At 65.0% G+C, this 21,113-nt stretch carries 26 protein-coding genes; 6 read left to right on the top strand and 20 right to left on the bottom strand.

What is annotated here, in order from left to right; all coding sequences use genetic code 11:
- Positions 1-3: 3 nt before the first annotated feature.
- The 15 genes from rplP to SH591_RS13570 all read right to left on the bottom strand — a co-directional run bounded on the left by rplP (position 4) and on the right by SH591_RS13570 (position 10,267).
- Complete coding sequence (gene rplP / locus SH591_RS13640; protein ID WP_322832833.1) at positions 4-435, bottom strand: 50S ribosomal protein L16; 432 nt, start codon at positions 433-435, stop codon at positions 4-6.
- Between the two features lie 64 nt (positions 436-499).
- Complete coding sequence (gene rpsC / locus SH591_RS13635) at positions 500-1,195, bottom strand: 30S ribosomal protein S3 (RefSeq protein WP_322832832.1); 696 nt, start codon at positions 1,193-1,195, stop codon at positions 500-502.
- A complete protein-coding gene (rplV, locus tag SH591_RS13630; protein ID WP_322832831.1) occupies positions 1,195-1,575 on the bottom strand; it encodes a 50S ribosomal protein L22 in 381 nt (126 codons plus the stop codon). The genes rpsC and rplV overlap by 1 nt, the downstream gene beginning before the upstream one ends.
- Positions 1,576-1,578: 3 nt before the next feature.
- Positions 1,579-1,854 (bottom strand): 30S ribosomal protein S19, encoded by a 276-nt coding sequence (rpsS, locus tag SH591_RS13625; RefSeq protein ID WP_322832830.1) that lies wholly within the window; start codon positions 1,852-1,854, stop codon positions 1,579-1,581.
- A 3-nt stretch (positions 1,855-1,857) separates the two neighbouring features.
- Positions 1,858-2,694 carry a 50S ribosomal protein L2 gene (gene rplB, locus SH591_RS13620; protein WP_322832829.1) on the bottom strand — a complete coding sequence of 279 codons (837 nt, stop codon included), beginning with the start codon at positions 2,692-2,694 and terminating at the stop codon, positions 1,858-1,860.
- A 12-nt stretch (positions 2,695-2,706) separates the two neighbouring features.
- Complete coding sequence (locus SH591_RS13615; RefSeq protein ID WP_324749577.1) at positions 2,707-3,024, bottom strand: 50S ribosomal protein L23; 318 nt, start codon at positions 3,022-3,024, stop codon at positions 2,707-2,709.
- The gene (rplD, locus tag SH591_RS13610; protein ID WP_322832827.1) at positions 3,017-3,640 is read right to left on the bottom strand and encodes a 50S ribosomal protein L4; all 624 of its coding nucleotides are present in this window, start codon (positions 3,638-3,640) and stop codon (positions 3,017-3,019) included. The genes SH591_RS13615 and rplD overlap by 8 nt, the downstream gene beginning before the upstream one ends.
- Positions 3,641-3,643: 3 nt before the next feature.
- On the bottom strand, positions 3,644-4,399 hold the full coding sequence (rplC, locus tag SH591_RS13605) for a 50S ribosomal protein L3 (protein WP_324749576.1): 756 nt from the start codon (positions 4,397-4,399) through the stop codon (positions 3,644-3,646).
- Between the two features lie 216 nt (positions 4,400-4,615).
- On the bottom strand, positions 4,616-4,927 hold the full coding sequence (gene rpsJ, locus SH591_RS13600) for a 30S ribosomal protein S10 (RefSeq protein WP_028969184.1): 312 nt from the start codon (positions 4,925-4,927) through the stop codon (positions 4,616-4,618).
- Between the two features lie 148 nt (positions 4,928-5,075).
- On the bottom strand, positions 5,076-6,266 hold the full coding sequence (tuf, locus tag SH591_RS13595; protein ID WP_322832825.1) for an elongation factor Tu: 1,191 nt from the start codon (positions 6,264-6,266) through the stop codon (positions 5,076-5,078).
- A gap of 50 nt (positions 6,267-6,316) precedes the next feature.
- Positions 6,317-8,392, bottom strand: a complete 2,076-nt coding sequence (gene fusA / locus SH591_RS13590; protein WP_322832824.1) for an elongation factor G — start codon at positions 8,390-8,392, stop codon at positions 6,317-6,319.
- A 60-nt stretch (positions 8,393-8,452) separates the two neighbouring features.
- Positions 8,453-8,923, bottom strand: coding sequence for a 30S ribosomal protein S7 (rpsG, locus tag SH591_RS13585; RefSeq protein ID WP_322832823.1), 471 nt, complete (start codon positions 8,921-8,923; stop codon positions 8,453-8,455).
- A 12-nt stretch (positions 8,924-8,935) separates the two neighbouring features.
- Entirely contained in the window at positions 8,936-9,307 is a 372-nt protein-coding gene (gene rpsL / locus SH591_RS13580; protein ID WP_315724580.1) for a 30S ribosomal protein S12, read from the bottom strand.
- 226 nt (positions 9,308-9,533) lie between these two features.
- Positions 9,534-9,869, bottom strand: coding sequence for a DUF3140 domain-containing protein (locus tag SH591_RS13575; RefSeq protein ID WP_324749575.1), 336 nt, complete (start codon positions 9,867-9,869; stop codon positions 9,534-9,536).
- Positions 9,866-10,267, bottom strand: coding sequence for a cupin domain-containing protein (locus tag SH591_RS13570; protein ID WP_324749574.1), 402 nt, complete (start codon positions 10,265-10,267; stop codon positions 9,866-9,868). The genes SH591_RS13575 and SH591_RS13570 overlap by 4 nt, the downstream gene beginning before the upstream one ends.
- Positions 10,268-10,434: 167 nt before the next feature.
- Between SH591_RS13570 and SH591_RS13565 the strand changes: the two genes are divergently transcribed.
- From SH591_RS13565 to SH591_RS13555, 3 genes are all read left to right on the top strand, one after another.
- On the top strand, positions 10,435-10,728 hold the full coding sequence (locus tag SH591_RS13565; protein ID WP_322832820.1) for a YggT family protein: 294 nt from the start codon (positions 10,435-10,437) through the stop codon (positions 10,726-10,728).
- Positions 10,729-10,735: 7 nt separating this feature from the next.
- Complete coding sequence (folD, locus tag SH591_RS13560; protein ID WP_324749573.1) at positions 10,736-11,623, top strand: bifunctional methylenetetrahydrofolate dehydrogenase/methenyltetrahydrofolate cyclohydrolase FolD; 888 nt, start codon at positions 10,736-10,738, stop codon at positions 11,621-11,623.
- A 65-nt stretch (positions 11,624-11,688) separates the two neighbouring features.
- Positions 11,689-12,318 carry a MarC family protein gene (locus SH591_RS13555; protein ID WP_322832818.1) on the top strand — a complete coding sequence of 210 codons (630 nt, stop codon included), beginning with the start codon at positions 11,689-11,691 and terminating at the stop codon, positions 12,316-12,318.
- Here the strand turns inward: SH591_RS13555 and SH591_RS13550 are convergent.
- Positions 12,308-14,086 carry an AcrB/AcrD/AcrF family protein gene (locus tag SH591_RS13550; RefSeq protein ID WP_324749572.1) on the bottom strand — a complete coding sequence of 593 codons (1,779 nt, stop codon included), beginning with the start codon at positions 14,084-14,086 and terminating at the stop codon, positions 12,308-12,310. The genes SH591_RS13555 and SH591_RS13550 overlap by 11 nt on opposite strands.
- A gap of 75 nt (positions 14,087-14,161) precedes the next feature.
- On the opposite strand from SH591_RS13550, the gene SH591_RS13545 reads away from it, so the two are divergent.
- Complete coding sequence (locus SH591_RS13545; protein WP_324749571.1) at positions 14,162-14,566, top strand: GtrA family protein; 405 nt, start codon at positions 14,162-14,164, stop codon at positions 14,564-14,566.
- Positions 14,566-15,294, top strand: a complete 729-nt coding sequence (locus SH591_RS13540) for a class I SAM-dependent methyltransferase (protein ID WP_324749570.1) — start codon at positions 14,566-14,568, stop codon at positions 15,292-15,294. The genes SH591_RS13545 and SH591_RS13540 overlap by 1 nt, the downstream gene beginning before the upstream one ends.
- Positions 15,295-15,310: 16 nt before the next feature.
- Here SH591_RS13540 and SH591_RS13535 read toward each other — a convergent pair whose 3' ends face one another.
- From SH591_RS13535 to SH591_RS13525, 3 genes are all read right to left on the bottom strand, one after another.
- A complete protein-coding gene (locus tag SH591_RS13535) occupies positions 15,311-16,330 on the bottom strand; it encodes a phosphatase PAP2 family protein (protein ID WP_324749569.1) in 1,020 nt (339 codons plus the stop codon).
- Between the two features lie 102 nt (positions 16,331-16,432).
- Complete coding sequence (locus SH591_RS13530) at positions 16,433-17,464, bottom strand: glycosyltransferase family 2 protein (protein ID WP_324749568.1); 1,032 nt, start codon at positions 17,462-17,464, stop codon at positions 16,433-16,435.
- Positions 17,461-18,981: a hypothetical protein gene (locus tag SH591_RS13525; RefSeq protein WP_324749567.1), complete on the bottom strand. Its 1,521-nt coding sequence runs from the start codon at positions 18,979-18,981 to the stop codon at positions 17,461-17,463. The genes SH591_RS13530 and SH591_RS13525 overlap by 4 nt, the downstream gene beginning before the upstream one ends.
- A gap of 291 nt (positions 18,982-19,272) precedes the next feature.
- Here SH591_RS13525 and SH591_RS13520 point away from each other — a divergent pair, with 291 nt between their 5' ends.
- Positions 19,273-19,836 carry an EF-hand domain-containing protein gene (locus SH591_RS13520; RefSeq protein ID WP_324749566.1) on the top strand — a complete coding sequence of 188 codons (564 nt, stop codon included), beginning with the start codon at positions 19,273-19,275 and terminating at the stop codon, positions 19,834-19,836.
- 49 nt (positions 19,837-19,885) lie between these two features.
- Here the strand turns inward: SH591_RS13520 and SH591_RS13515 are convergent, their stop codons facing one another.
- Positions 19,886-21,109, bottom strand: a complete 1,224-nt coding sequence (locus SH591_RS13515) for a cyclopropane-fatty-acyl-phospholipid synthase family protein (protein ID WP_324751388.1) — start codon at positions 21,107-21,109, stop codon at positions 19,886-19,888.
- Positions 21,110-21,113: the final 4 nt, after the last annotated feature.

The following is a 21,113-nucleotide window of genomic DNA, read 5'->3' as shown; positions in this document are numbered from 1 at the left end:
CTCTTAAGCTTCCTCGATCACCGATTCACCGAGGCGGGCGACCACCTTCGTCTTGATCGGCAGTTTTTCCATGGCGCGCTCGAAAGCCACGCGGGCGAGCGGACCGGGAACGCCGTCCAGCTCGAACAGGATACGGCCGGGCTTCACGCGCGCCGCCCAATATTCGTTCGAGCCCTTGCCCTTGCCCTGGCGGACTTCGGCCGGCTTCTTCGAGACCGGCACGTCCGGGAACACGCGGATCCAGAGACGGCCCTGACGGCGGATGTGGCGGGTGATCGCGCGGCGGGCCGCCTCGATCTGGCGAGCCGTGATACGCTCCGGCTCCATTGCCTTCAGGCCGAACGCACCGAAATTGAGCTCGGTGCCGCCCTTGGCATTGCCGTGAATGCGGCCCTTGAAGGCCTTGCGGAACTTAGTCCGTTTGGGTTGCAGCATCTTCTATTCGCTTTCTGACACCGATTGTCGGTCGATCAAGCGACGCTGCTAAGGGAGAACTCCCTTAGCGCGCCGGCCGAACCCCCGAGGTTTGCGCTTCCATCATGAGCCGGTCCTGAGCCATCGGATCGTGGCCCAGGATCTCACCCTTGAAGATCCAGACTTTGACGCCGCACACGCCATAAGCGGTGTGGGCCTGCGCCTCAGCATAATCGACGTTGCCGCGCAAGGTGTGCAGCGGAACCCGGCCCTCGCGATACCATTCGGTACGCGCGATCTCGGCGCCGCCGAGGCGGCCGCCGCAGGTGATCCGGATGCCCTCTGCGCCGAGACGCAGGGCAGACTGCACCGCGCGCTTCATGGCACGACGGAAAGCGATACGACGCTCGAGCTGGTCGGCAACGCCCTGAGCGACGAGCTTGGCGTCGATCTCGGGCTTGCGGATCTCGACGATGTTCAGCGAGACGTCGCTGGAGGTCATCGCACCGAGTTGCTTACGCAGCTTCTCGATGTCGGCGCCCTTCTTGCCGATGATCACGCCCGGACGCGCGGCATAGATGCTGACGCGGCAGAGCTTGGCAGGGCGCTCGATCACGACCTTGGAGATCGCCGCCTGCGGCAGCGTCTTCATGACGAACTCGCGGATCTTCAGATCCTCGACCAGGAGACGGCTATAGTCGGCGCCTTCGGCGTACCAACGGCTGTCCCAGGTCCGGTTGATCTGCAGGCGCAGACCGATAGGATTGCTCTTCTGACCCATTATTCTGCTTCCTGCTGCTCGCGGACGACGATGCGCACGCGGCTGAACGGCTTGACGATCCGGCTCGAACGGCCGCGTGCACGCGCCGTCCAACGCTTCATCGAGATGCTCTTGCCGACCGAAGCCTCAGCGACGACGAGGCTGTCGACATCCAGATTGTGATTGTTCTCGGCATTGGCAATGGCCGAGGCCAGAACCTTGCGCACGTCCACGGCCATCGCCTTGGGCGAGAACTGGAGGATGTTGAGCGCGTCCTCAGCCTTGCGGCCGCGGATCAGCGCCGCCACCAGGTTCAGCTTCTGGGCCGAACCGCGGATCTGCGTGCCGACCGACAGCGCCTCGTTGTCCGCAACCTTGCGGGGGCTCTTCTGCTTGCCCATGGCTTACCTCTTGCCCTTCTTGTCGGCAGCGTGGCCCGGGAAGAAGCGGGTGGGAGCGAACTCGCCCAGCTTCATGCCGACCATCTCTTCGCTCACCGAAACGGGAACGAACTTGCGGCCATTGTAGACGTTGAACGTGAGCCCGACGAACTGCGGAAGAATGGTGGAGCGGCGCGACCAGGTCTTGATCGGAGCGCGGCCACCGGCCTCCTGCGCCGTCTCTGCCTTCTTCAGCAGCGACAGCTCGACGAACGGACCTTTCCAGATGGAGCGGGCCATTACTTACCTCTTCTTCTTCGCGTGACGCGAACGGATGATCATCTTGTCCGTCGCCTTGTTCGAACGGGTGCGCGCACCCTTGGTCGGCTTGCCCCACGGGGTGACCGGATGACGGCCGCCCGAGGTGCGGCCTTCACCGCCGCCATGCGGGTGATCGACCGGGTTCTTGGCGACGCCGCGGGTCAGCGGGCGACGGCCCATCCAGCGGGTACGACCGGCCTTGGCGAAATTCTGGTTCTGGTTGTCGGGGTTCGAGACCGCGCCAACCGTGCCCATGCAATCCGACCGCAGGTAACGCTGCTCGCCCGAGTTCAGGCGGACGATGACCATGCCGCGATCGCGACCGACGACCTGGACATAGGTGCCGGCGGAGCGGGCGATCTGACCGCCCTTGCCCGGCTTCATCTCCACGTTGTGGACGATGGTGCCGACCGGCATCTGGCCCAGCTCCATGGCGTTGCCCGGCTTCACGTCGGTCTTCTTGCCGGCGACGATGGTGTCGCCGACGCCGAGGCGCTGCGGAGCGATGATGTAGGCGAGCTCACCGTCCTCATACTTCACCAGCGCGATGAACGCGGTGCGGTTGGGATCGTATTCGAGCCGCTCGACGGTAGCCGCCATGTCCCACTTGCGACGCTTGAAGTCGATGTAGCGGTAACGCTGCTTGTGACCGCCGGCGATGCCGCGCGAGGTCACATGGCCCTGGTTGTTGCGGCCGCCGGTCTTGCGCTTGCCTTCGGTAAGCGCCTTGACCGGCTTGCCCTTCCAGAGCGCCGACTTGTCGACCAGGATCAGGCCGCGCTGCGACGAGGTGGTCGGATTATAGGATTTGAGTGCCATCTCTTACGCGCCTCAGATACCGGTGGTGACGTCGATCGACTGGCCTTCGGCCAGCGTCACGATCGCCTTCTTGACGTCGGAGCGCGTGTAGGGACGACCCTTCCACAGCTTCCGCTTGCCCTTCTGGGTCAGCGTGTTCACGCCCATTACCTTGACGCTGAACAAGGCCTCGACGGCCGCCTTGATCTGCGGCTTCGTGGCGTCGTTCGCGACCTTGAACACGACCGCATTCTGCTCGGAGAGCAGGGTCGTCTTCTCGGTGATGTGCGGGGCGAGAACGACATCATAATGATTGATGTCGACCGCCGTCTTGGCAGGCTTCTTAGCCATTGAAACGCGCCTCCAGCTTCTCGACCGCGGCGCGCGTCAGCACCAGAGTCTCATGCTTCAGAATATCGTAGACGTTCGCGCCGACCGCCGGGAGCAGATTGACCTGGTGGAGGTTGGACGAAGCCAGAGCGAAGCCGACGTTCAGTGCGTCGCCGTCGATCACCAGGGTCTTGCCGAAGCCAAGCTTGGTCAGCTTCTCGGCCAGGACCTTGGTCTTGGCTTCGCTGACGTCGAGGCTGTCCATGACGACGAGCTTGCCGTCGCGAGCCTTGGACGAGAGCGCCATCTTCAGACCGAGCGCACGAACCTTCTTGTTCAGCGACGGATTGAAGTCGCGAACGCGGGGACCGTGGGCCTTGCCGCCGCCGATGAAGATCGGGGCGCGGCGATCGCCGTGACGAGCCGTACCGCCGCCCTTCTGGCGACCGAACTTCTTGCCCGTGCGGGCGACATCCGAACGCTCGCGGGCGGCGCGGGCAGTACCGCGGCGCTTCTCGAGCTGCCAGGTGACGACGCGGTGCAGGATGTCGGCACGCGGCTCGACGGCGAAGACTTCGTCGTTGAGCTCGATGTCGCCGCTGGCCTTGGCGTCGAGGGTTTGAACCTTGACCTTCATTGCTTAGCCTTCCTGGCCTTCGGTCGCTGCCACCGGTGCCTCGGCCTCGGCCGGGGTTTCAGCGGGAGCGTTGTTGTTGCTGGCAGCCTGCTTGAGGCCGGCCGGATAGGGAACGTCAGCCGGACGGGCGACCTTCACGGCGTCCTTGACGATCAGCCAGCCGCCCTTGTGACCGGGCACGGAGCCCTTCACGAAGATCAGGCCGCGCTCGACGTCGGTGCGAACGACCTCGAGATTCTGCTGCGTGCGGTTCTTGGCGCCCATGTGGCCAGCCATCTTCTTGTTCTTGAAGACGCGGCCCGGATCCTGACGCTGGCCGGTCGAGCCGTGCGCACGGTGGGAGACCGAGACGCCGTGGGTGGCGTGCATGCCGCCGAAGCCCCAGCGCTTCATGACGCCGGCGAAGCCCTTGCCCTGCGTGACACCCTGGATGTCGACCAGCTGGCCGGCAATGAAGTGATCGGCGGAGATTTCGGCGCCGACGTCAAGGAGCGCATCCTCGGCGACACGGAACTCGACGACGCGGGCCTTCGGCTCCACCTCGGCCTTGCCGAAATGGCCGCGCTCCGGCTTGGTCAGGTTCTTCGCCTTCGCCGAACCGGCGCCGAGCTGAACCGCCACATAGCCGTCACGCTCGGCTTCGCGGCGCGCGACGACCTGAAGATTGTCGAGAGACAGGACGGTAACCGGCACGTGCCGCCCGTCGTCCTGGAATATGCGGGTCATCCCCAATTTCTTCGCGATCACGCCAGTGCGCATGACCAAACTCCTTACACAGAGGCCCGCGGAACCATTTCCACGGGCGTGCTAGCCCAAAAAAGAAGCGTGCCCCGCTGGGCTATTCCCGCCAAAGATTTCGTCGCGTCATTGCGACGAAAACCCACTCGCGGGATGCGGGGGACGCAGACCACGGATAAATCCGTGCGGTATCCCGAATCCTTGCGTCGGCCCTAAAAGGCGACGCGCGCCCGCCTCTTAGGCGAGCTTGATCTCGACATCAACACCCGCTGCGAGATCGAGCTTCATCAAAGCGTCGACCGTCTGCGGGGTGGGCTGCACGATGTCCAGCAGCCGCTTGTAGGTGCGCACCTCGAACTGTTCGCGCGACTTCTTGTCGACGTGGGGCGAACGGTTGACGGTGAACTTCTCGATGCGCGTCGGAAGAGGAATGGGACCGCGGATCAGGGCGCCGGTGCGACGCGCCGTGTCGGCAATGTCGCCAGTAGCCTGATCGAGCACACGATGATCGAACGCCTTCAGGCGAATGCGGATATTCTGCGTTTCCATGTCCATACCGATGCGAAAGAGCCAACCCTCTTCAGCGAGGGCGATCAAACAAGGCTTACCGGAGCCGCGGGGCCCCGGTTCGGCCAAAAACTCGTACTAAAGGCGAGCCGCCCGAATCTCTCCGATCCGGGCGGCTGACGGCCCTATATTACTTCGAGATCGTTCCGACAACCCCTGCGCCGACGGTACGACCGCCTTCGCGGATCGCGAAGCGCAGGCCCTGGTCCATGGCGATCGGGGCGATCAGCTTCACGCCGAGCGTGACGTTGTCGCCGGGCATGACCATCTCGGTGCCTTCCGGAAGAACCACTTCGCCCGTCACGTCGGTCGTGCGGAAGTAGAACTGCGGACGGTAGTTGGCGAAGAACGGCGTGTGACGGCCACCTTCGTCCTTCGAGAGGACATAGACCTCGGCCGAGAAGTCGGTGTGCGGGGTGATCGAACCCGGCTTGGCCAGAACCTGGCCACGCTCGACTTCTTCACGGCCCACGCCACGGATCAGCGCACCGATGTTGTCGCCGGCCTGGCCCTGGTCGAGCAGCTTGCGGAACATTTCGACGCCGGTCACGACGGTCTTCTTGGTGTCCTTGATGCCGACGATCTCGACTTCCTCACCAACCTTGACGATACCGGTCTCGACGCGGCCGGTCACGACGGTGCCGCGGCCGGAGATCGAGAACACGTCCTCGATCGGCATCAGGAACGCCTTGTCGAGCGGACGCTCCGGCTGCGGGATGTAGTCGTCGACGGCCTTCATCAGCTCCAGAACGGCGTCACGGCCGATCGTGGTGTTGCTGTCCTCGAGGGCGGCCAGAGCCGAACCCTTGATGACGGGAATGTCGTCGCCCGGGAAGTCGTAGGACGACAGCAGCTCGCGGATCTCGAGCTCGACGAGCTCGAGCAGCTCCTCGTCGTCGACCTGGTCGACCTTGTTCATGAACACGACGAGCGCCGGAACGCCGACCTGACGGGCGAGCAGGATGTGCTCGCGGGTCTGCGGCATCGGGCCGTCGGCGGCCGAAACCACCAGGATGCCGCCGTCCATCTGCGCGGCGCCGGTGATCATGTTCTTCACATAGTCGGCGTGGCCCGGGCAATCGACGTGCGCATAGTGGCGCGCTTCGGTCTCATACTCGACGTGGCTGGTCGAGATCGTGATGCCGCGCTCGCGCTCTTCCGGCGCCTTGTCGATGTTGTCGTAGCTGGTGAACGTCGCGCCGCCGGTCTCGGCGAGCACCTTCGTGATCGCTGCCGTCAGCGAGGTCTTGCCGTGGTCGACGTGACCGATGGTGCCGATGTTGCAGTGCGGCTTCGTCCGCTCAAACTTAGCTTTCGCCATTTTCCAAAACCCTCGTCTCTGTGTTCAACTTCAAACTTGTTCGTAACCGATCAGGCGAGCTTCGCCTTGACCTCTTCGGCGACGTTCGCTGGCACTTCTTCGTAATGCGAGAACTGCATCGAATATTGAGCGCGGCCCTGCGAGAAGGATCGCAGCTCATTAACGTAACCGAACATATTGGCAAGCGGCACCATCGCTTCGACGACCTGTGCATTGCCCCGGCTGTCCGTGCCCTGAATCTGGCCACGGCGGCTGTTCAAGTCGCCGATGACGTCGCCGAGATAGTCCTCGGGAGTGACGACTTCGACCTTCATGATCGGCTCGAGCAGCTTGATGCCGGCTTTCTGCGCGGCTTCGCGCATGCCGCCACGACCCGTGATTTCGAAGGCGAGAGCCGACGAGTCGACGTCGTGGTAGGCGCCGTCATACAGGGTCGCGGTGAAATCGATGATCGGGAAGCCGATCAGCGAACCCGACGCTGCGATCTCGCGAATGCCCTTTTCGACCGACGGGATATATTCCTTCGGAATGTTGCCGCCCTTGACCTCATCGTTGAAGATGATGCCCTGGCCGCGCTCGCCCGGCTCGACGGTGAACTTGATGCGGCCGAACTGGCCGGAGCCGCCCGACTGCTTCTTGTGGGTGTAGTCGACGTCGACCTTCTTGGCCAAGCTCTCGCGGTACGCCACCTGCGGCGCGCCGACGTTCGCTTCGACCTTGAACTCGCGCTTCATGCGATCGACCAGGATCTCGAGATGGAGCTCGCCCATGCCCTTGATGATGGTCTGGCCGCTCTCGTTGTCCGAGGACACGCGGAATGACGGATCCTCGCGGGCGAGACGATTGAGCGCGACGCCCATCTTCTCCTGGTCGGCCTTGGTCTTCGGCTCGACCGCGACCTCGATCACCGGCTCCGGGAATTCCATGCGCTCGAGGATGATCGGAGCGGCCGACGCGCAAAGCGTGTCGCCGGTCGTGGTATCCTTGAGGCCGGCAAGCGCGACGATATCGCCGGCATATGCCACCTGGATGTCCTCGCGGTCATTGGCATGCATGAGCAGCATGCGGCCGACCTTTTCCTTCTTGTCCTTGACCGAGTTCATGACCTGCGACGCGGTTTCGAGCTTGCCCGAATAGATGCGTGCGAAGGTGAGCGTTCCGACGAACGGATCGTTCATGATCTTGAAGGCCAGCGCGGAGAAGGGCGCGTCGTCGGCCGGCGGACGGGTCTCGACGGTCTCGCCGTCGAGCTTGAGGCCTTCGACCGGCGGGATGTCGAGCGGGGACGGCAGATAGTCGACGACCGCGTCGAGAAGCGGCTGCACGCCCTTATTCTTGAACGACGAGCCGCACAGGACCGGCACGAAGTCGAATGCAAGCGTGCCCTTGCGGAGCAGCTTCTTCAGCGTCGCGACGTCGGGCTCGGTGCCTTCGAGATAGGCTTCCATCGCCGCATCGTCCTGCTCGACGGCAAGCTCGATGAGCTCGCTGCGGGCAAGGGCGGCCGAATCCTTCATGTCGTCCGGAATCTCGCGATATTCGAACTTCGCGCCGAGCGCGTCGTCGAGCCACACGATGGCGCGGTTCTCGACGAGGTCGACGAGGCCGATGAAGCTGCTCTCGATGCCGATCGGAAGATAGAGGACGGCCGGGCGCGAGCCGAGGCGGTCCTTGATCATCTGCACGCAGCGATCGAAGTTCGCGCCGGTGCGATCAAGCTTGTTGATGTAGCACATGCGCGGCACTTTGTACTTGTCGGCCTGGCGCCACACCGTCTCGGACTGCGGCTCAACGCCGGCAACGCCGTCGAACGCGGTGATCGCGCCGTCGAGCACGCGCAGCGAGCGCTCCACCTCGATGGTGAAGTCGACGTGGCCCGGCGTGTCGATGATGTTGATCCGGTGGTCGTTCCAGAAACAGGTCGTCGCGGCCGACGTGATCGTGATCCCGCGCTCCTGCTCCTGCTCCATCCAGTCCATGGTGGCGGTGCCCTCATGGGTCTCGCCGATCTTGTAGTTCTTGCCGGTATAGAAAAGGATGCGCTCGGTGGTCGTCGTCTTACCGGCGTCGATGTGCGCCATGATGCCGATGTTGCGATATTTCTCGAGCGGATGGCTGCGGGCCATGATCTTAAACTCCGATGTGGGGGATCAGGCCGGGCCCGTCCCCCACGATATAAGGATTGCTTACCAGCGGTAGTGCGAGAAGGCGCGGTTGGCCTCGGCCATACGGTGCGTATCTTCGCGCTTCTTGACGGCGTTACCGCGGTTGTTCGCGGCGTCCATCAGCTCGCCCGAGAGGCGGGCCGCCATGGTGTTCTCCGAGCGCGCGCGGGCGGCGGAGATCAGCCAACGGATGGCAAGCGCCTGAGCACGCTCCGGACGGACTTCCACCGGGACCTGGTAGGTCGCACCGCCGACGCGGCGGCTGCGGACCTCGATGCCCGGCTTGATATTGTTGAGCGCGTCATGGAACACGCCGATCGGCTCGCGCTTGGCGCGGGCCTCAACCGTGTCGAAGGCACCGTAGACGATACCTTCGGCAGTCGACTTCTTGCCGTCGAGCATGACGGAGTTCATGAATTTGGAAAGGACGATATCCCCGAACTTCGGATCGGGAAGGATTTCGCGCTTTTCTGGGCGACGACGACGAGACATCTCTAAATTCCCTTACTTCGGACGCTTGGCGCCGTACTTCGAACGGCTCTGGCGACGGTCCTTGACACCCTGGGTGTCGAGCACGCCGCGCAGCACGTGGTAGCGCACGCCCGGAAGGTCGCGCACACGGCCGCCGCGGATGAGGACGACGCTATGCTCCTGAAGGTTGTGGCCTTCACCGGGAATGTAGCTGATCACTTCGCGCTGGTTGGTCAGGCGGACCTTGGCAACCTTGCGCAGCGCCGAGTTCGGCTTCTTCGGGGTCGTCGTATAGACGCGAGTGCAGACGCCGCGCTTCTGCGGATTCGCCTCCATCGCGGGGACTTTCGAGCGCTCTTTCTGCGGCTCGCGACCCTTGCGGATCAGCTGGTTAATCGTCGGCATGAAGCCCTTCACCTTTAAGTTACTTTACTGCAACGCAAAATGCACAAATGCCCCGGCGGCCAAAACGGCCCCCCAGGCCTTCGCGAACGCGCAGCAATGTTCAAGCTCTTGCACCGTCACAAGCAGCGTTTGGTTCTTTGAGGGAACCACCACCAGCCCCGGGCAGGGGCGGCCTATAGCGACCGAGTCCCTTTGGGTCAACGGGGGAAGTCGTGCCCAGGATGGCTCATTTCAAGGGATCGTGGCCCCAGTTCATCAACGCATATCGCCAGCGCGATGTCACCATGTTCGCGGGCTCCTGCGCGCGATGCCGGCGCACGAATCCGACCACCTTGAGCATATGGCGCCAGTCGTCCTCATCAAGCCCCTGCCCGCCAGCGCGCAGGATGGCGACGATCCGCCGGCCGGATGCGTGGCCGACGGATTCGCCGCCGTCCACCTTCTGCCCGACGGCGTGGCTCTCCGGCGTGGCCAGCCATGCCTCGAGCTCGTCGGCCGACATGTTCACGGCCTGGTGGAAGTCGGCGGCTATGGCGCGATGGCCAGGCGCGGGCCGCGTCATTCGGTCGTCTTGCCGTCCCACTCGTCATTGTCGTGGTCGCGCTCGGCCTGCGCCTTATCCTTGTGGACCACGCCGTCCTTATGCTCGGGCGGGCCGTAAATGGTGTAGAGGCGAAGCGGAGCGTCGCTGTCGTTGACGACATTGTGGCGGGCACCGGCCGGCACGATCACCGCGAAATCGTCCTCCACCTTGTGCGCCGTGCCGTCGATATGGATGGTGCCGCTTCCCTCCTCGATGCGGAAGAACTGGTCGCGGTCCTCGTGCACCTCCTCGCCGATGTCGCAGCCGGCGGGGAGCGTCATCAGGACAAGCTGCAGATTCTTGCCGGTATAAAGGACGCGGCGGAAATCCTCGTTGGCGACCGTCACCCGCTCGATGTTGTCGACATAACCCTTCATGAAAATGCTCCCGTTGGTGCTCGATCCCTCCAACCCGGCGGACCGGCCCTGCGTTCCCTGACCACCTCTCAATCGCCCCGCCGATTTCAGCGTCTCCATTGCCCGATCCGCCATGCTCCCCTACATGGCGAGGCTCATGGGAGCCTTGTGCTCGCGGGGAGACTTTAATGCTGCTTGCCCTTTTCGGCGTCATCGACCTGCTGCTGCGGGTGCTGAGCTATATCATCATCGCCCAGGCCATCATCAGCTGGCTAGTCGCGTTCAATGTGATCAACACGACGAACGATTTCGTCCGCTCGTTCCTCTACGCGCTCGACCGCATCACCGAGCCGCTCTATCGGCCGATCCGCCGCATCCTCCCCGATTTCGGCGGCATCGATTTCTCGCCGCTCGTGGTGCTGCTCCTGATCGTGGTCGCACGGATGCTGCTCAGCGGCCTCGCCGCGGATGTCGCGTACTAGGATCGCAATGACCGCTGCCATCATCGACGGAAAGGCCTTCGCCGAAGGCCTCCGCACCCGCATCGCCGACGCCGTCCCGGCCTTCGTCGCCCAAGCCGGCCGCAAGCCCGGCCTCGCCGTCGTGCTGGTCGGCGAGGATCCCGCGAGCCAGGTCTATGTCCGCTCCAAGGGCAAGGCCACGCTCGCGGCCGGCATGGAGAGCTTCGAGCACAAGCTGCCCGACACCACCGGCCAGGACGAACTGATCGCGCTCGTCGAGCGGCTCAACGCCGACGAGGCGGTGGACGGCATCCTGGTCCAGCTCCCCTTGCCCCGCGGCGTTGACGACAAGGCCGTGATCGCGGCGATCGACCCGGCCAAGGACGTCGACGGCTTCCACGTCGCCAATGCCGGCCGGCTTGCCGTGGGCGAGGAGGCGATGGTGCCCTGCACGCCGCTCGGCTCGCTGATGCTGCTCAAGGACAAGCTCGGCGACCTTTCGGGCCTCGACGCGGTCGTGATCGGCCGCTCGAACATCGTCGGCAAGCCGATGGCGCAATTGCTCCTGCAGGAAAATTGCACCGTTACGATCGCCCACAGCCGCACGCGCGACCTCGCCGACGTGGTCCGGCGCGCCGACATCGTCGTCGCAGCGGTCGGCCGGCCCGAGATGATCAAGGGCGACTGGCTGAAGCCCGGAGCGACCGTGATCGACGTCGGCATCAACCGCGTCCCGGCGGACGAGGGCAAGACCCGCCTGGTCGGCGACGTCGATTTCGCCAGCGCGCAAGCGGTGGCGGGCGCCATCACGCCCGTCCCCGGCGGCGTCGGGCCGATGACCATCGCCGTGCTGCTACGCAACACCTTGGTGGCCGCGCATGCGCGCAAAGGGCTGCCCGCACCCGAAGGTCTCTGATCGCGGGGTGTTGATTACGGGGGCGGTTGGCGGCTAGGCGCTCCGAATGCGTAGGAGGGCCGCCCGTGATTGAACTGTTCCTGTCGGCTTTCGTCACGCTTTTCGTGATCATCGACCCGCCCGGCTGCGCGCCGATCTTCGCCAGCCTCAGCCACGGCGCCGCCCTTGCGCAGCGCCGGGCGATGGCGATCCGCTCGGTCGCGATCGCCGCCTGCATCCTGGTCTTCTTCGCCCTGTTCGGCGAGAAATTGCTGAAGTTCCTCGGCGTCAGCCTCGCCGCCTTCAGGATCGCGGGCGGGATCATGCTGTTCCTGATCGCGCTCGAGATGGTGTTCGAGAAGCGCCAGGAGCGCCGCGAGAACCGGGCCAACGAAATCAACGCCACGCCAGAGATCGAGGACATATCGGTCTTCCCGATGGCGATCCCGATGATCGCCGGGCCCGGCTCGATCGCGTCCGTCATGCTGCTGATGGCGCGCGCGGAAGGCCTGCAGGGCTCGCTGGTCGTCGCCGGGGCGCTCGCCGCCGTGCTGCTCCTCACCCTGCTCGCGTTGCTCGCCGCCGGACCGCTGATGCGCCTCGTCGGCCACAAGATCGAGGCGATGATCACGCGCATCCTCGGCGTGATCCTCGCCGCGCTGGCCGCTCAGTTCGTGATCGACGGCATCAACGTCAGCTTCCAGATCAACGTCTGACGACCCGCCACATCTTGTAAGGCGAATTTTCGGGAAGCGGCACCGCGGTCAGCCAGGCCGGCACCTTGTCCTTAGCTAGCTGGGCGTAGAAGCCGTCCGGCGCTTCTTTCGCGTAGACGGTGGATTCCGACAGGTTCGGGCAGATCAGCACATAATCGATGCCGCGGCGCTCGATCACGTTGCGCGCATAGTCGGGCGTCCCGCGGAAGCTTTTCATCACGTCGAGAATGGCCTCGCCGTTGCGATGATAGGGTCCGGCGACCGCATTATGATGGGTGACCGTGATCAGGCGGGGCGAGAGATCGACGAAAGTGAGGACATAGCCTTTCGGCACCAGCGCCACGGATCGCAGCGCGGCCAGCGTCGGGCATTTGGCATTGGCCTCGTTGACGGCCTTCATCCTCGCATTTTCCGATTGCGGGATCTGGCCGACGCCGTTCTGGACGACTAGGCCCGAGATGACCGCGAAAGCGCCGACGGTGGCTCCGACCCTCGGCAACAAGGGTTTGAGCGACTGGGCCCATTGGATCGCGATCCACGCCAGCGCGGTCGCGCCGGGGATCGCCAGAAGCTGCGACGCAGCGCCGGCCCGGGTCTGCCAGAGCAGCAGCGCCACCGGCAATACGGCCAGGGCGGCGACGGCCGCCCAGGATGCCAAGGCGGCCCTGTCGCCGCGCGAGCGCCATAGCATGACCGCATAACCGACCAGTCCGGCCACAGGCAGCGACACCACGCTGGCCATTACGCCCCAGCTATGCCGGTAGATCGGGCGCGCCTCGCGGACATTGCCGAGCCACATCGCGTCGAGTTCCGGCGAGACTCCCTCCAGCCGCGTCAGACAATGGGGCCAGGCCAGCGCATAGCCGCCGACGAGCATTGCGCCCGCCACGGCGCCGGCGCCGAGGCGCGCCGCCCAATGTTGCGCCTTCAGGAAGGAGAGCAGCACCGCCAACGCCCCGGCGGTGACCATCACCGAAAGCCACACCGGCGACAGCGCGTCGCAGACCGGCAAGCTGTTTGCCTCGGACGTGAACAGCAAATAGAATAGGCCGCAACCACCGGCGAGGCTGGCGCCATAGGCGGCCAGCCGCCGCGCCTGCCGCTGGTCGCGCACCCACATCAGGGCGATGATGGCGCCCGCCGCCGCCAAATAGATCAGCAATTCGAGCCCGATCGCGAGCGACAACGCCGTGGCGATTCCGGCGAGCGCGCCACCCCGTGCCCTTTTGGGATCGGTCAGCGAGACGAGAACGAGGCTCAGCATCGCGAGCTGCCACCCATGGTGGTCGATGCGGAGCGGCGACCACATGCCCCGCGCCGAGTGGGCGCAGAGCAGCAGGCCGATGCCGAGCGCGAAGGCCTTGGGCGAGATCAGGCGGCGGCAAGCCACGGCGACCGCGCCCATCGCCACCGCCATCGGCAGCATCGGTGCGAGCGCGACGGCAACCTTCTCTGCCATCGCGCCGCCGACGAACGGCTTCAGCAGCAGGATGAGAGCGGCGATGGGCAGATCGACCAGGCGCGACCAATGGATGTTGGCGCCGGCGGGTGGATCGAGCCGGTGTTGGCGGAGGTCGTACCAATCCTGGCCGCCGAGCAGGCCCCTCACCTGCATCATTCGCATATTGTCGTCGGTGTCGCTGAGCGCGAACCAGCCGATGGCGTCCCAGCGCGTGTACAGGAGCAAGACGGCGGCCGCGACCCAGAAGAGCGCCACCCACAGGCGCCAGTGCCTGGTAAATACGTCGCTTTCGCCCCCCGCCATCATCGCCCCTTTTCAATCTGTTGCACCGGCATTAGTCGCTGCACCTCAAAGGGCAAGCCGGGGAGCGCAGCCATCCTAATGACCAATGCCGGCTCCTCCGCCTTGTTCGGGCAGCTTATCCGCTTTGCCCTCACCGGCGGCTTCATCACCGCGCTCGGCGCCGCCCTGTACTGGGTGACCGCGACCTTCATGGGCGTCCATCCGCTGCTGGCCAACGTCCTGGCTTATGCCCTGTGCGTGGCGATCGGCTACGTGCTGCACAGCCGATGGAGCTTCCGCGACCATGGCAGCCGCGACAATCCCGCCAAGCGCACCAGCCGCTTCTTCCTGGTGTCGCTGATCAGCTTCGCGCTCAACAGCCTGTTCGTCTGGGTCCTGACCGGGCCGCTGCTGGATGGCCCGACCTGGTGGCCCGTGCTACCGATGTTGTTCGTGACGCCGCTCGTTACCTTCGCGCTCAACCGCCGCTGGGTGTTCGCCTGATGGAACGTGTTGTCTATGACCGCATGGCCGAGCTGGACAGCCAGCATTGGTGGTATCGCGCCCGCCGCGACATATTATCCGACCTGATCGCGCGCGAGATCAAGCTTCCCCAAGACGCGCGCATCCTCGAGATCGGCTGCGGCACCGGCCACAATATTGCGATGCTGCAGCGCTTCGGCCGGGTCGACGCGATCGAGATCGACGGCGCCGCCCGCGCCATCGCCAGCCGCCGCCTCGGCCACGCCGTGAGCGACGCCCCCCTGCCCGATCTGCCCGGCATCGCCGACCGCCAATATGATCTGGTCGCGATCCTCGACGTGCTCGAACATGTCGAAGGCGATTGCGAGGCGCTGCGCAGCATCGCGCACAAGCTCAAGCCCGGCGGCCGGATCCTGATCACCGTCCCGGCCTTTCCCTGGATGTGGAGCGCCCACGACGTGGTGAACCACCATCACCGGCGCTACACCAAGAAGAGCCTGAAGGCTGTGGTCGGCGAGGCCGGACTGAAGCTCCACTTGATGAGCTACTTCAACAGCCTGCTCTTCCCGCTCGCTGCGGCGGCGCGGCTGGCGGGGCGGATCACCGGCAAGGAGGACAGCGACGACGCCCTTCCGCCCAAGCCGGTCAACGCCTTGTTCGAGACCCTGTTCGGGCTCGAGCGTCACGCGATCGGGCGTATCCCCTTCCCGCCCGGCGTTTCGATCGTCGCCATCGTCTCCGCTTCCTGAGGGAACGGGAATTGGATCAGCCGGCGAAAGCGGCTTCGCGGCCTACGTCCGCCTTGCGAAAATAAGCGCGCAGAACGCGGTAGCAGAGCAGCGCGCACGCGCCGCCGACCAGCCCGTCCGACGCGTAATGCCATCCCAGCGCGACCGAGAGCAGGAAGATCAGCAGCCCGATGGCCGCCATCACTGTAGTCCAGCGCCGCGCGAAACTGTGAACCGCGATGAGCATCCAGGCGGTGGTCGCGATGTGGAGGGATGGCATGGCCGAAATGCCGCTGCCGGGGCCGAAACCCGCACCGGAATAGAGGGTCCAGAGATAGGTTGCGACCTCTCGGGTCTCCGAGACGCTCGCAAGGCCCGAAAAACGGTCCCCATATCCCAGCTGAGCGAAGAAGATCGGTCCCGCCGCCGGCACGAGCGCGTGGACCACGGGCCCGACGATCGACCACAGCACGAAATAGGTCAGCATGACCGCGGATTTTTCAGGCGACGGCGGTCTCGTCAGCACCATGATCAGCGTCAGGATCATCAGTGCGAACCAGCCGCGATGATAGAAGATCGCGCCGGGGGCGGAATTGAGGCCGGTGAGCAGGGCCCAGGGGTCACGGCCGAGGAACAACGCCCAATCCAGGTCGGCAAGAAGGGAATCGGCCCAGAACGGCACCAGATAGTTGAGCAACGGCTTCACCCACATGAAAGTCGTCATGTTGAGGCCGGCCAGGAACAAGGCGACGATCAGGAAAGCCGCCGTCTGCCGGCGCCGACCGAACAAATCGGCGACGCACGCCAGCGGACGTTCGACCCGGGCGACCATCATGGCGAAAAGACCGTAAATGCTGCCCAGCAGCAAAGCGGCGATCATCCACACGGGAAGCAGGCCGAGCGCAGGGAGGATGCCTTCGTAGCTCGGGATCATCAGGATGCCGAAGGCGCCGGACAGGACCGTAAGGGCGATGCTGGGCTCGAGCCATTCCCGCTCGCGCGCGATCTGACTGTCGGCCTCGGGCTTCCCGCGCGTTCCCGCCAAAGAGATATCCATGAATCCTCCCATCCTGCACGGGAGAGTGAGCGAGCCGGCTGAAATAATGGTTAACGGGCGGGCTAGGAATCCCGACCTGACAAGAGGTCGGCCGGTCCGGCCTTAAACGACCGAGCGGCTATTGTCCCCGCCCTTGGCCTGCTCGACTCCAACTGTTTCCGCTTCGTGAGCAACGTGGCCGAGATGCGGCCGGCCCTGCGCGTGCCCGGCAATATCCGACACGATGTAGAGCGGGCGGCGCTTGGACTCGATGTAGAGCCGGCCGAGATATTCGCCGATCATGCCGAGCACGAACATCTGCACGGCGCCGAGCACGACCACGACCAGCATCAGCGACGTCCAGCCCTGGATCGTGCTGCCCGACAGCCAGCTGATCGCGATATAGGCGAGCAGCAGCAGCGACGCCGCCACCAGCCACAGGCCGATGTGGCTCGCCATGCGAAGCGGGGCGGTCGAGAAGCCGGTGACGGCGTCGAACGCGAAGCTCAGCATCTTGGCGAGCGGATATTTGGTGACGCCCGAGAAACGTTCCTGGCGGTCGTAGGCGAAGGGCACCTGGCGGAAGCCGACCCAGGCGACCATGCCGCGGATGAAGCGCGCCTGCTCCGGCAGGCTCAGCAGGGCATCGAGCGCTCGGCGGCTCATCAGGCGGAAGTCGCCGGTGTCGACAGGGATGTCGACGTCGGTCATTCGCGACAGAAGCCGGTAGAAGATCTTGGCCGTCGCCTTCTTGAAGGCGGTCTCGCCGGCGCGGGCGCGGCGCACCGCGTAGACGACGTCGGCGCCCTGGCGGTCCATCTCCTGCATCATCGCCGGCAGCAGTTCGGGCGGATCCTGCAGGTCGGCGTCGATGATCAGGATGCGGTCACCCGAGCACAGGTCAAGGCCGGCGGTCAGCGCGAGCTGGTGGCCGTGGTTGCGCGAGAGATTGACGGCGACGAGACGGGGGTCGTCGCGCGCCAGATCCTGCATCGAATCCCAACTGCGGTCGAGCGAGCCGTCGTTGACCAGCACGATCTCGTACGATTCCCCGGCCGCCGCGCGCGCCGAAGCCGTGACGCGACGGTGCAGCTCGGCAAGGCACGCCTCCTCGTTGTAGCAGGGGATGACGACGGACAAAGCGGGCGCGCTCATGGTTTCTCCTCGCGGGCCACGGACGGGGGCGCCCGATCGACCACCCGATAGAGCACCGAGGTGCCGCTGCGCCAGATGGGTTCGAGCCCTTCGGTGAGGCGCGGATCGTAGCGGGGCGGCTGGATCAGCCAGACATAGTCGAACGCGTCGCGCGGCAGGCGCTTCAACGAGTCGGCAATGGTGAGCCAGCTCTGGCGGCGGCACTTGACCGGCGTCACCACCTGGGACGGATCGCGCACGAACCATTCGCCCTGCGGATAATGGACGCTGAGGAGCTGGGAGCCCGCCATCGTCCACTGGTCGTTGGTGAAGGCTTCGCGGCGCACGGTCGCGATGCCCGAGAGATGTTCAAGCCGGGAGCTGCTCCACCCCTCGCGGCAATTGCGTCCGACGAAGGTGACGAGGCGGGCGCCGTGCGGCACATACTCTAGCGCGGCGAGGTGACGGTCGTAATTGCGGTCGTAGAGCGCGAAGCTCCAGGTCGTCCCGGCCATGCGGATGCCGGCGAAGGCGAGCGCCGCCACCGCCGCGATCTTGGCGAAGCGCAGGCTGGCCCGCCCCTTCAGGCGGATGGCCAGCACCGCGACGGCGAACATGTAGGGCACGAGCCGCATGTCGGCATAAGCCGAGCCGAAGATGATCCGCGGCAGGCACACGAAAACGATCGCCAGGAAGATGGCGGACGCGATCAGATTGCGGGAGAATTCGATCCGCGGGCTCCACAAGGCGCGCAGCAGCAGCAGGATGACGATGATGAGCGCGCCGAGATCGAAATATTTCCAGCGGTCGCGAAGCGCCCATTTCAGCCAGTAATATTTGGCGTCCCAGTTGAACCAGTCGGTGGTGCGGCCGCCCGAGGCGCCACTGCGCCAGAGCAGCATCAGCATCAAAGGCGGCGCCAGCGACAGGCAGTGCAGGCCGGCGTTGAATGCGGCGTGGACGAAGTTGCGGCGATGGTCGATCTGGCGGACCAGTTCGGCCGAGAAGGCCATCACGCCCAAAGTCCCCCAGCCGAACGTGTGGGTGAGCCAGACCAGGATCGAGATCGGCACGAACAGGATCGCGCGCAGCCGCAGCCGGCCCAGCCGCGCCAGATGCAGCCAGAAACCGAATGCGAGGAAGGCGAAAGCCATCGACAAGGCGAAGTTCACGAAGCCGAACATCAAGGGATAGCCGTAGACGAAGGGCAGCGCGAAGAAGGCGGTCGGCGGGATGCGGCCGTGGACCTCGCGCGCGACCAGCAGGAAGCCCCAGACGGTGAGCGGCGGGATGGCGCCCACGATCAGCTTCACCGCCAGCTCGAGCCCGACCAGCTTCGCCAGCGGCATGACCAGCAGATCGACGCCGAGATTGCCGAGCACCGCCCATTCGAAGCGGAAGAAGCGCTGCAGCGCCTCCGAATGATCGAGAGCGAGCGCGACCTTGTAGCGCGCCATATGGCCGGGAAGATCGGTCAGCGGGGCGATGTCCACGATCAGCATCGGCAGCGCCGACAGCAGCATCAGCGCGATCAGCACGGCAGGGCTCTGCCAGAACCCTATCGGCTGGTCGGCGTGACCCGGCGGTGCTGAATGCGAGGCTTTCAAGGCGCGTTGCTCTTAAGGCAGTTCCGCCCGGTGCCTTCCCGCAATCGCATCAAAATTCAACCGGTAATCGTGGACGAGGCCGAAGCACTAACGGACGATATCGACGCTAAGACACTCGAATTCCAGCCTTTCTATAAGCTGACACGGGCATTCAAGCAGGATACAGTCGCATTTGCCTAGGCCCTCCCATAGCGACACCGCTCTTTTTCCGAGGAAATCTTCATGAATCGATATGCGATGATAGGCAGTGCGACACTGATGCTGGCCGCGATCCCGGCCTTTGCCCAGTCCGATGCCAGGCCGGCCGGCGAAATGACCCGCGCCGCAGTCGAAGCTCAAGTTCGCGACGCGTTCGCGCGCGTCGACACCAATCGCGACGGCTTCGTCACGCAGCCGGAGGGGGAAGCGTCGCGCGCAGTGGCGCGCGCGGGCCGCCAGGAGCAGCGCAGCGAGCGACGCGACGCGCTCTTCGCGAGGCTGGACGCCAACAAGGACGGCTCGATCAGCCGCGCCGAATTCGACGCTCCGCGCGGCGACCGCGCGGAAAAGCGGGGCGAGCGCCGTGAGGCGCGTGGCGAGCGCAGGGCGCATCGCGGCGGCCAGGGCTTCGTTCGCTTCGGCGGCAAGGCCTTCGAGCGGTTCGACGGCAATAAGGACGGTCGTGTTTCGCTGCAGGAGGCGACCGCGCAGGCGCTGGCTCGCTTCGACCGGATCGACGCGAACCGCGACGGCACGATCAGCGCCGACGAGCGCCGCGCGGCATTCCAGGCCCGCCGGCGCGGCTGACCTCGATCGCTGCTGACCAAGGGCCGGGGCGGCGACGCTCCGGCCCTTTTCACATCTGGCGGTAACGCGCTTCGGCTTCGGCCATATAGTCGCGGGTGATCGGCAAAGCCCGGCGTTCGCGGATATATTGGACCTGGTAGACGCACGCGCTGCCATTTTCGAACATGGCGATGCCGCCGGCCAGATAATATTCCCAGAGGCGGAAGAAGCGCTCGTCGTAGAGCGCGACGATCTCGTCCCGCGCGGCGCGCGTCCGCTCGAGCCAGTGGCGCAAAGTGTGGGCGTAGTGGAGTCGGAGCGTCTCGACGTCGGCCACGATCATCTTGGCGGGCTCGCTGGCCGCGCACATTTCGGACAAGGGCGGCAGATAATAGCCCGGGAAGATATATTTGTGGGTGAAGGGGTCGCCCGAGCCTGAGCCGGCCGATCCCAGTTTGCCGATCGTGTGGAGCAGCATCACCCCGTCATCGACGAGCAGTTCGCGGCATTTGCGGAAGAAAGCGGCATAATGGATCGGGCCGACATGCTCGAACATGCCGACCGAGACGATGCGGTCGAAGCGGCCCTCGAGCTTGCGATAGTCGCGCAATTCGAATTTCACCCGGTCGGCGACGCCCGCCTCCTCAGCGCGGCGGCGGGCGACCTTGAGCTGCTCCTCCGACAGCGTGACGCCCAGCACGTCGACGTCGGCGACGCGGTTGAGATAGAGCGCCATCCCGCCCCAGCCGCAGCCGATGTCGAGCACGCGCTGGCCCGGCTTCAGATGCAGCTTGGCGGCGATATGCGCCTTCTTGTCGACCTGCGCTTGTTCGAGGCTGTTGGCGGGGTCGGTGAAATAAGCGCAGCTATATTGGCGGTCGCGGTCGAGGAAGAGATCGTAGAGCCGGTCCGACAGATCGTAGTGATGGGCGACATTGCGCTTCGAGCGCGCCTCCCAGTTGAAGCGCTTCCAGCGGTTCAGCAATTTGCCGGTGCCGCGCTTCAGCGCCTTGCGTCCGCTCCCGCCGTTCTCCCACCGATTGTTGCCGACGACGAAGTCCATGAGATCGTAGATGTCGCCATTTTCGATCGTAAGCCGCCCGTCCATATAGGCTTCGCCGAAGCCGAGCCGCGGGTTGCGGGCGATGTCGCCGATCACGCCCTTGTCGGCGAGGCGCACCCGGATCTCGGGCCCTCCGCCCGGGCCGTAATCGGCGCTCGTCCCATCGGGCTGGACAACGGTCAGGCGACCGTGGCGGACCAGCGCGTTGAGCAGTCTTTCAAGCAAGGCCAACATC

This window comes from Sphingomonas sp. LY54 (assembly GCF_035594035.1).
GTDB lineage: Bacteria > Pseudomonadota > Alphaproteobacteria > Sphingomonadales > Sphingomonadaceae > Allosphingosinicella.
The sequence above is the reverse complement of the archived record's forward strand: the minus strand, read 5'-3'. Positions and strand labels throughout refer to the sequence as shown.

What these genes read in the sequence shown, in the direction of transcription:
- rplC (WP_324749576.1), bottom strand. Translation starts at nt 4,399, where the DNA reads ATGCGCACTGGCGTGATCGCGAAGAAATTGGGGATGACCCGCATATTC.
- rplP (WP_322832833.1), bottom strand. Translation starts at nt 435, where the DNA reads ATGCTGCAACCCAAACGGACTAAGTTCCGCAAGGCCTTCAAGGGCCGC.
- SH591_RS13520 (WP_324749566.1), top strand. Translation starts at nt 19,273, where the DNA reads ATGAATCGATATGCGATGATAGGCAGTGCGACACTGATGCTGGCCGCG.
- rpsG (WP_322832823.1), bottom strand. Translation starts at nt 8,923, where the DNA reads ATGTCTCGTCGTCGTCGCCCAGAAAAGCGCGAAATCCTTCCCGATCCG.
- rplB (WP_322832829.1), bottom strand. Translation starts at nt 2,694, where the DNA reads ATGGCACTCAAATCCTATAATCCGACCACCTCGTCGCAGCGCGGCCTG.
- SH591_RS13545 (WP_324749571.1), top strand. Translation starts at nt 14,162, where the DNA reads ATGACCAATGCCGGCTCCTCCGCCTTGTTCGGGCAGCTTATCCGCTTT.
- rpsJ (WP_028969184.1), bottom strand. Translation starts at nt 4,927, where the DNA reads ATGGAAACGCAGAATATCCGCATTCGCCTGAAGGCGTTCGATCATCGT.
- folD (WP_324749573.1), top strand. Translation starts at nt 10,736, where the DNA reads ATGACCGCTGCCATCATCGACGGAAAGGCCTTCGCCGAAGGCCTCCGC.
- SH591_RS13530 (WP_324749568.1), bottom strand. Translation starts at nt 17,464, where the DNA reads ATGAGCGCGCCCGCTTTGTCCGTCGTCATCCCCTGCTACAACGAGGAG.
- SH591_RS13535 (WP_324749569.1), bottom strand. Translation starts at nt 16,330, where the DNA reads ATGGATATCTCTTTGGCGGGAACGCGCGGGAAGCCCGAGGCCGACAGT.
- SH591_RS13570 (WP_324749574.1), bottom strand. Translation starts at nt 10,267, where the DNA reads ATGAAGGGTTATGTCGACAACATCGAGCGGGTGACGGTCGCCAACGAG.
- rplV (WP_322832831.1), bottom strand. Translation starts at nt 1,575, where the DNA reads ATGGGCAAGCAGAAGAGCCCCCGCAAGGTTGCGGACAACGAGGCGCTG.
- tuf (WP_322832825.1), bottom strand. Translation starts at nt 6,266, where the DNA reads ATGGCGAAAGCTAAGTTTGAGCGGACGAAGCCGCACTGCAACATCGGC.
- SH591_RS13565 (WP_322832820.1), top strand. Translation starts at nt 10,435, where the DNA reads ATGCTGCTTGCCCTTTTCGGCGTCATCGACCTGCTGCTGCGGGTGCTG.
- fusA (WP_322832824.1), bottom strand. Translation starts at nt 8,392, where the DNA reads ATGGCCCGCAGCCATCCGCTCGAGAAATATCGCAACATCGGCATCATG.
- SH591_RS13575 (WP_324749575.1), bottom strand. Translation starts at nt 9,869, where the DNA reads ATGACGCGGCCCGCGCCTGGCCATCGCGCCATAGCCGCCGACTTCCAC.
- rpsL (WP_315724580.1), bottom strand. Translation starts at nt 9,307, where the DNA reads ATGCCGACGATTAACCAGCTGATCCGCAAGGGTCGCGAGCCGCAGAAA.
- SH591_RS13540 (WP_324749570.1), top strand. Translation starts at nt 14,566, where the DNA reads ATGGAACGTGTTGTCTATGACCGCATGGCCGAGCTGGACAGCCAGCAT.
- SH591_RS13615 (WP_324749577.1), bottom strand. Translation starts at nt 3,024, where the DNA reads ATGGCTAAGAAGCCTGCCAAGACGGCGGTCGACATCAATCATTATGAT.
- rplD (WP_322832827.1), bottom strand. Translation starts at nt 3,640, where the DNA reads ATGAAGGTCAAGGTTCAAACCCTCGACGCCAAGGCCAGCGGCGACATC.
- rpsC (WP_322832832.1), bottom strand. Translation starts at nt 1,195, where the DNA reads ATGGGTCAGAAGAGCAATCCTATCGGTCTGCGCCTGCAGATCAACCGG.
- SH591_RS13550 (WP_324749572.1), bottom strand. Translation starts at nt 14,086, where the DNA reads ATGATGGCGGGGGGCGAAAGCGACGTATTTACCAGGCACTGGCGCCTG.
- rpsS (WP_322832830.1), bottom strand. Translation starts at nt 1,854, where the DNA reads ATGGCCCGCTCCATCTGGAAAGGTCCGTTCGTCGAGCTGTCGCTGCTG.